This is a genomic window from Streptomyces sp. 15-116A (assembly GCF_025290915.1).
Lineage (GTDB): Bacteria > Actinomycetota > Actinomycetes > Streptomycetales > Streptomycetaceae > Streptomyces.
In genome coordinates this window covers 1-7426 of the sequence record NZ_JAOCQE010000295.1, presented here as the reverse complement: position 1 = coordinate 7426, position 7426 = coordinate 1, and the positions used below count along the sequence as shown (strand labels likewise).

The following is a 7426-nucleotide window of genomic DNA, read 5'->3' as shown; positions in this document are numbered from 1 at the left end:
GGGCGGTACGGCAGGCGCGGCCCGCACGACAGGCGCCGCCCGCACGGCAGGCGAAGCCGGCACGACAGGCGCGGCCCGCACGGCAGGCGAAGCCCGCACGGCAGGCGAAGCCGGCACGACAGACTCGGCCCGCACGACAGGCGCGGCCCGCACGGCAGGCGAAGCCGGCACGACAGACTCGGCCCGCACGACGGGCCAAGGCCGGTGCGGCGTGCGCGGCAGGTGCGGTGGGCGGGGCCGGGTGCTCAGCCGGGCGCCGTGACGTTCCTTCGGGCTCAACCGCCGGAGGCGCCTAGCCTGCTTCCCGCTCCGGTAACGACTCGTCGCGGTCGGCGAGTTTGCGGAGCATTTCCAGGACGCGGTCGCGGGATTCGTCCGCCGCGTCGATCGCCTCCATGCACTGCCAGTACGTCGCCTCGTCGCCCGCGGCGCAGGCGAGGCCGACCAGGGCTATGCCGACCTCGCCGAGCAGGCCGCCGAGGTACAGCAGGGACTGGCGCGCGTCTCCCAGGTCGGTGAGCTGGGCCGCGCGCAGCTCACCGGGGGCGAGTACGGGGGTGTCCAGGACGCCGCAGCCGCGGCCCGCCAGCTCGGTCAACCCCAGAGCCTCGCCGCGCAGTTCGGGTGGTCCGGCGACGGCGAGGCGGCTGCCCACGGCCTGGGCGAGGGCCTGCGCCTGCCACACCTCGGTCAGCAGCTCCGGGACGCCGCCGCTCGCGGCCAGCGCTCTCCTGCTCGTCACGATGAGCCGCACAGCGTCCATGCGCTGCCCCCGTCTATCCGACGCGCTGCCCACGCGTCCACCCGAACCCCCTTGTTCACTACCCAGAGTGAGGTGCCCTGAGACAAAAAGCCAGAGGAAGACGGAAATCTGCGGACAACAATTCGAACTCGGTGGCCGATTCTGCTACGGAGAGTGAAAGCGGAGTGTCCAAGTCCCCACGGGCGGGTGAGGCTACGGCGCCGGGAACCTGTGCTCGTTGCGCTCGATCTTCGCGGCCAGCGCGGCCAGCGGGTCGACGCCGAGGACCTCGCACAACTGGAGGAGATACGCGAGCACATCGGCGACCTCGTCGGTGACGCGGTGCGCGGTGTCGGGCACGTCCATCACCCGGGCGGACTCCTCGGGCGTCAACCACTGGAAGATCTCGAGGAGTTCGGCGGCCTCCACGCTGAGCGCGGAGGCGAGGTTCTTCGGGGTGTGGTAGGGCTGCCAGTGCCGGGCGGCGGCGAACGAGGCGAGCCGTCGCTGGAGTTCGGGCAGGCCGGGGGCCGGGGAGGAGGCCACGGAGTCGCTGTGATCAGTCACCGTCCAGGTGTACCACCGTCACCCCGTCGATCCCCGCCGCCCAGGACACCTCGCTCACCGCGCCCACCAGCCGGATGTGGCCGCGCTCGCACATCCGCGCGGCCAGCTCCAGCAGGGCGGTGCGCTGGCGTGGGTCGAGGCCCCGGTCGAGGTTGTCGGCGAGCACGGTGAGGGTCCGCAGGGCGTCCGGGACCTCGCCGGGCGCGTCGACCTCCAGGACACCTGGGCCGGTGAGCAGGACGAGCGCGAGGGCGAGGTGGCGCAGCTCGCCGTCGCCGAGCCGGCCGAGCTCGGTGCGGGTGCCGTCGCCGCGGTCGAGCAGGGCGCGGACGCGGCCGTCGCCGCAGGGTTCGGCGAGCAGATCGGCGACGGGGCCGGCGCAGCCGGTGCGCAGGGCGTCGACGAGGAGGGCGTGGCGGCGTCCGCATTCGGTGCGGGTGCGCCACAGCACGGCGGCGAGGTTGTCGCAGCCGCCGAGCAGCCGGCCGGTGCCGGTCGGCACGGGTGCGGTCATGCGCTCGGGGCGGGGGTCGCAGGCGAAGACGGAACGCAGGGCCACCACCATCTGCTCGGCGGCGGCGAGCACCCTGCGCTGGCCGGGGGTCGTTCCGGCGACGCGCAGGGGCAGCAGGGCGGTGCCGAGCCGGTCGTCGGGCAGATGACCGCAGGTGACGGGCGTCGTACCCGCGCTGTGCCAGGAGGCCTGAACGACGCGCCGGCGGGGTTCGCGCAGTGCGGTCTCCAGCAGGACGAGGCCGTCGACGGTGAGCCGCTCTCCGACGATGCGCAGGGCGGGTTCGGCCTGCACGGCGACCTCCAGTCGCACCAGCCCCTCGGGCCCGTCGGCCACACACCCGATCCGGAACCCCCGTCGCCGCTGCGCGTCCCGCCGGGCCCCCTCGGGCACGCACGCCCCCGGATCCCGGAACACCTCCCCCACCTCGGCCCCGCCCCCGAGCCGCGCCAGCGCCTCGTACGCCCGCAGCGCACTGCTCTTCCCGCTCCCGCTGGCCCCCGCGAGCAGCATCAACGGCCCCAACGGCACGGTGACCCGCCGGTGCCGGGCGAACGCGGACAACACCAACTCGGTGAGGTGGGGGCGCAGGGGCCGCCTCGGGGCGGAGGCGCCGGGCGCGTGGGGGATCTCGGAGAGGGAAGGCGGCTGGGGCAGCGTCATGGGCGAGACGCTAGAGGCACCGGAACCGGAGGAACCGTTCCGCTTGTCTCCTCTTCCCACGAACGGGCGACTGCTTCCTCGCGGGTGACGTGACCTGCCGCGATGCGTTCCCGCCCGGTCATCCTCCCGAGACCCCGACCCCTTCCATCAGGCCCGTGACCTCCGTGCCCGCCGGGGTCAGGAGGAAGACGTTGCGGTCGACGCGGTGCATGGCGCTCGCCAGGCCGAAGACGACGCCCGTGCTGAAGTCCAGGACGCGCTTGGCGACCTCCGTCTCCGCGCCGGTGAGGTCGAGCAGGACCGGGACGCCCGCCATCAGCGTCTCGGCGACGTCGCGGGCGTCCGCGAACACGTTCACGCGCAGCACGACGAAGCGGCGCCGCGCCTCCGTCTCGGCCTCCGGCAGGGACCGGTGGTTCACCGCGGACGGCCAGGCGTCCCGGCCCCTCAGCGGAACGACCTGGGCGAGCCCCTCCCACTGCTCGTCGGTGACATCGTGGCTGTTCACCGGCATGCTCCGTCCTCGGTCGACCTGGCTGTCTGCATCAGGCAATTCTTACGCATGGTCACCCGTTCGGCCCAACAGCGACACGCTCCGCCATGGCTGGGCGGCCCCGGCTCTGCGCCGACTGCGGGCCCTGTACGAGGAGTTCGGCTGTCTCAGCGACACCGGGCCCAGCCGGTACGGGAGCTTCGGGCAGCGCTGGGTGCGGCCGTTCTCTCGGCGGTGGCGGGCGGACTGCCGTACCGGCTTCGGCGTGGCGGCCGTTGACCGCTCCCCCAAGGATCGGCTTCTGTGGCGGGCATGACGGACGGAAACCAGAACACGAGCGAACCGGTCCTCTCCTTCGCCACCCAGGACGACTGGGAGAAGTGGCTGGAGGACCACCACGCCGACGCCTCCGGCATCTGGCTGAAGATCCCGAAGAAGGGCTCCGGACTGCCCGGCATCGACTACGCCACCGCGCTGGAGTCGGCCCTGTGCTACGGCTGGATCGACGGGCACAAGAAGACGCTGGACGAGACGCACTGGCTGCAGCGCTTCACTCCGCGCCGGCCGCGCAGCAAGTGGTCGAAGATCAACGTGCAGAAGGCGACCGCGCTGATCGAGTCGGGCCGGATGCGTCAGGCCGGTCTGCGCGAGGTGGAGCGCGCCAAGGCGGACGGGCGCTGGGAGGCGGCGTACGCGAGTCAGAGCACGGCGACGGTCCCGGACGATCTGCGCGCGGCCCTGGACGCGGCCCCGCAGTCGGCCCGCGACTTCTTCGCCACGCTGGACAGCCGCAACCGCTACGCCATCCTGCACCGCATCGAGGACGCAAAGCGCCCTCAGACGCGAGCGGCCCGCATCGAGAAGTTCGTCGCGATGCTGACGGCCGGCGAGAAGATCTATCCCTGAACGAGGACATCCCCGTACGAGAAGACGTATCCCTGAACGAGAAGATCCAGCCGTGAAACGGAACCGGTCCGGGCGGCCGAGCCACCGCCCGGACCGGTTCCCGCGGTCAGCCCGCGACGATCGCCTCCGCGGCGGCGATGCCGCAGACGCGGGCCGCGCCGTGGGTGGCGATGTGCAGGGCACCGCGGGGGGAGGACTGCGGCACCCCCATCTCCACGACGACGGTGTCGGGGGCGGCGCCGAGCAGGGTGTCCAGGGCCGTACGCATCCACGGGTGGCGGTGTTCGTCGCGCACCACGGCGACGACGCGGCGGCCGTCCGCGGCCTTGAGGGCCTGGGCACCGGCGTCGGGTCCGGAGAAGCGGCCGGTGACGGAGCCCGGCAGCAGGCGTTCCAGTTCCGCGCCGACGCCCCACGGTGTCTCGTCGCCCACGGCGATGTTCGCGACCGGCGTGAAGGTCGCCACGTACACGGGGGCGGCGAGCGGAGCGGTGGGCCGGGTGCGGGTGACGGTGACGGCGCGGCGGGCGGCGGTGAGCCCGATCTCCGGGCGCGCCTCGGCCGCGGAGGCCGTGGACCGTACCCGGGCCGTCCAGTCGGCCAGAGCGCGGACCCGGGCGGCGGCGTCGGCCAGCCGTTCCTCGGCCAGTCGCCCGGAGCGTACGGCGTCGACGAGGGCGCTCTGGAGGCTGAGCACCGTGTCCTCGTCGCACAGTCCGCCGCCCACGCAGATCGCGTCGGCGCCGGCGGCGATGGCGAGCACGACGCCCTGTTCGAGGCCGTACGTACCGGAGATGGCCTGCATCTCCATGCCGTCGGTGACGATCAGGCCGTCGTAGCCGAGTTCGCCGCGCAGCAGATCGGTGAGGATGCGGCCGGACAGCGTGGCCGGGCGGTCGGGGTCGAGGACCGGCACCCGGATGTGGGCGCTCATCACGGCCCGCGTCCCGGCCGCGATCGCCGCCCGGAACGGCGCCAGTTCGCGCTCGTGCAGGGTCGTGGCGTCGAGGTCGATGTGCGGGACGGCGTGGTGGGAGTCGACGCTGGTGTCGCCGTGGCCCGGGAAGTGCTTGGTGCAGGCGGCGACGCCGGTGGACTGCAGGCCCTCGACATAGGCGGCGGTGTGCCGGGCGACCAGGTGGGGGTCGGCGCCGAAGGAGCGAACGCCGATGACCGGGTTGTCGGGATTGGCGTTGACGTCGGCGGAGGGCGCCCAGTTGAGGTTGACCCCGCAGGCGGCGAGCCGGCGGCCGAGCTCGGCGGCCACGTCCCGGGTCAGGGCCACGTCGTCGACGGCGCCGAGGGCGTGGCTGCCGGGGAAGGAGGATCCGGTGCGGACCTCCAGGCGGGTGACGTCGCCGCTCTCCTCGTCGATGGCGACCAGCAGATCGTCCCGCTCGGCCCGCAAGGCGGCGGTGAGCGCGGTGACTTGCTCGGCGTCGACGACGTTGCGCCCGAACAGGGCGACGGAGGCGAGGCCCTCGCCGAGCCGGCGGCGCACCCAGTCGGGCGCGGTGGTGCCGGCGAAGCCCGGCTGCAGTACGGCGAGCGCGTCCCGGGTGAGGGTGTCGGTGCCGGTGGTGGTGGTCGTCATCGGGTGGCGTTATCCCTTCACGGCGCCCGCGGTCAGGCCGCTGACGGCCCTGCGCTGCAGGAAGACGAAGAGGATCAGGATCGGGACGGCGAACAGCGACGAAGCGGCCATCGTCGCACCCCAGTCGTCGCCGAACTGGGTCTGGAAGCCGGACAGCCACAGCGGCAGCGTCTTGGCCGCGGTGTCCTTGTTGAGCACCAGGACGAGGGCGAACTCGTTCCAGGCGGTGATGAATCCGAACAGGGAGGTGGACATCAGGCCCGGGGCGAGCAGCGGCAGGATGACCCGGCGGAACGCCTGGGCGCGGGTGCAGCCGTCGACCATCGCCGACTCCTCCAGTTCCTTCGGCACGGCGGCGACGAAGCCGCGCAGCGTCAGGATGGTGAAGGGCAGGATCATCATCATGTAGAAGAGCGTGAGCGGGACCAGGCTGTTCAGCATGGAGGCGTCCCGCACGATCATGTACATCGCGATGACCATGACTTCCCAGGGCGCCATCTGGGCCAGCATGAAGCCGACGACGAAGCCGCGGCGCCCCTTGAACCGCATCCGGGCCAGGGCGAAGGAGCCCGCCAGCGCGATGATCAGGGAGAAGAGGACGGCGAGGACGGTGACCGTCAGCGAGTTGGTGACGTACGTCCAGAAGTGGTCGACGCCGGTGGCCGTCTTGAAGTGCTCGAAGGTGATGTCGGTGGGGAACCAGACGGGGTTCTCCGAGATGATGTCGCCGGTCGGTTTGAAGGCCGTGGCGAACATCCAGTACACGGGGAAGACGAAGCCGATGAACAGGACGACGGCCGTGACGTTGGGCCACAGGCGGCCGAAGAGCGAGCGCTTCACAGCTCGTCCTCCTCTTGCTTGAGCACGATCCGCAGGTAGTAGGCCGTCAGGCCGAGCAGGATCAGGATGGTCAGGACGGCGATCGCCGCGCCCATGCCGTAGTGCTGGTTGCCGACGCCCTCGACGTAGGCGTAGACGGGCAGGATCTCGGTGAGCCGGTCGGGCCCGCCCTGGTTGAACGTGTAGACCTGCACGAACGCCTTGAAGATCCAGATGATCTCCAGGAAGGTCGTCGCGTAGAGGAACGGCCGCAGGAACGGCATGGTGACCGTGGTGAAGCTCCGCCAGGCGCCCGCGCCGTCCAGGGAGGCCGCCTCGTAGAGCTCGCTGGGGATCGTGGTGGTCGCCGCGTAGAGGTTGATCGCCACGAACGGGATGGACATCCACACGATCAGGACGGTCACGACGAAGAACGTCGACATCTGGCTGCTGGTCCAGCTGTAGTCGGCCATCGAGTGCCAGCCGAGCTTGTCGAGGACCCAGTTGACGACGCCGAAGCGCTGGGCGAACAGCCACTGGTAGACGGTGGTGGCCGCGACCACCGGCATGGCCCAGGCCAGGACCAGGCCGACCAGCAGGGTGAACCGCATCCGCCGGCCGAGCCGGGCGAGCAGCAGACCGACCAGGGTGCCCAGGACCATCGTCAAGGCGACGTTGACGGCCGTGAACAGGATGGAGCGGAGGGTGACCCGCCAGAAGTCCTCTCCGGTGAGGACCTCCTTGTAGTTGTCGATGCCGTTCCACTCGGTGACGTGCTGGATGAGCTGCGCCATGTTGAGGTTCTGGAACGACAGCAGCACGTCCTTGAGCAGCGGCCAGCCGAGCAGCAGCACGGTGGCCGCGCAGGCGGGCAGCAGCAACAGGTACGGGACGAGCGCGCCGGCGCGCGACGCGGCTCGCGGTGTGGGCCCGCCGGTTCCCCCGTCGTCCGCCTTGCGGACGTCCGCCGGGCCGGAGGGCGGCCGTTCGGTCTGCACGGTCATGCTCGCGATCTCTCTTCTCGACGTACTCGGCGACGTACGCGGCCTACGGGCGCGGCGCCCCGGCGCAACGGCCCGGGGCGTCTCGGCCTGCCGGCGTACGCGACGCGGGGCGGGGGCCGTCGCG

At 71.9% G+C, this 7426-nt stretch carries 8 protein-coding genes; 1 reads left to right on the top strand and 7 read right to left on the bottom strand.

All coding sequences use genetic code 11. The features are described 5' to 3' along the window. Nucleotides 1-292 precede the first annotated feature (292 nt). From N4P33_RS30150 to N4P33_RS30135, 4 genes are all read right to left on the bottom strand, one after another. Nucleotides 293-763: a DUF6099 family protein gene (locus N4P33_RS30150; protein ID WP_260830117.1), complete on the bottom strand. Its 471-nt coding sequence runs from the start codon at nucleotides 761-763 to the stop codon at nucleotides 293-295. Nucleotides 764-955: 192 nt separating this feature from the next. Further along, nucleotides 956-1309, bottom strand: a complete 354-nt coding sequence (locus N4P33_RS30145; protein WP_260830116.1) for a nucleotide pyrophosphohydrolase — start codon at nucleotides 1307-1309, stop codon at nucleotides 956-958. After that, nucleotides 1302-2486: an AAA family ATPase gene (locus tag N4P33_RS30140; protein ID WP_260830115.1), complete on the bottom strand. Its 1185-nt coding sequence runs from the start codon at nucleotides 2484-2486 to the stop codon at nucleotides 1302-1304. Before N4P33_RS30140 ends, N4P33_RS30145 begins: the two co-directional genes overlap by 8 nt. 118 nt (nucleotides 2487-2604) lie before the next feature. Continuing rightward, nucleotides 2605-3000: a cell division protein SepF gene (locus N4P33_RS30135; RefSeq protein WP_260830114.1), complete on the bottom strand. Its 396-nt coding sequence runs from the start codon at nucleotides 2998-3000 to the stop codon at nucleotides 2605-2607. A 291-nt stretch (nucleotides 3001-3291) separates the two neighbouring features. Here N4P33_RS30135 and N4P33_RS30130 point away from each other — a divergent pair, with 291 nt between their 5' ends. Beyond that, nucleotides 3292-3885, top strand: a complete 594-nt coding sequence (locus N4P33_RS30130) for a YdeI family protein (RefSeq protein ID WP_260830113.1) — start codon at nucleotides 3292-3294, stop codon at nucleotides 3883-3885. Between the two features lie 106 nt (nucleotides 3886-3991). Here the strand turns inward: N4P33_RS30130 and N4P33_RS30125 are convergent, their stop codons facing one another. Genes N4P33_RS30125 through N4P33_RS30115 form a run of 3 tightly spaced genes read right to left on the bottom strand, consistent with a single transcriptional unit; the run spans nucleotide 3992 to nucleotide 7302 of the window. Next, complete coding sequence (locus N4P33_RS30125) at nucleotides 3992-5479, bottom strand: glycoside hydrolase family 3 protein (protein ID WP_260830112.1); 1488 nt, start codon at nucleotides 5477-5479, stop codon at nucleotides 3992-3994. Nucleotides 5480-5488: 9 nt separating this feature from the next. Next, nucleotides 5489-6319 carry a carbohydrate ABC transporter permease gene (locus N4P33_RS30120; RefSeq protein WP_260830111.1) on the bottom strand — a complete coding sequence of 277 codons (831 nt, stop codon included), beginning with the start codon at nucleotides 6317-6319 and terminating at the stop codon, nucleotides 5489-5491. Further along, nucleotides 6316-7302: a carbohydrate ABC transporter permease gene (locus N4P33_RS30115; protein WP_260830109.1), complete on the bottom strand. Its 987-nt coding sequence runs from the start codon at nucleotides 7300-7302 to the stop codon at nucleotides 6316-6318. Before N4P33_RS30115 ends, N4P33_RS30120 begins: the two co-directional genes overlap by 4 nt. Nucleotides 7303-7426 lie beyond the last annotated feature (124 nt).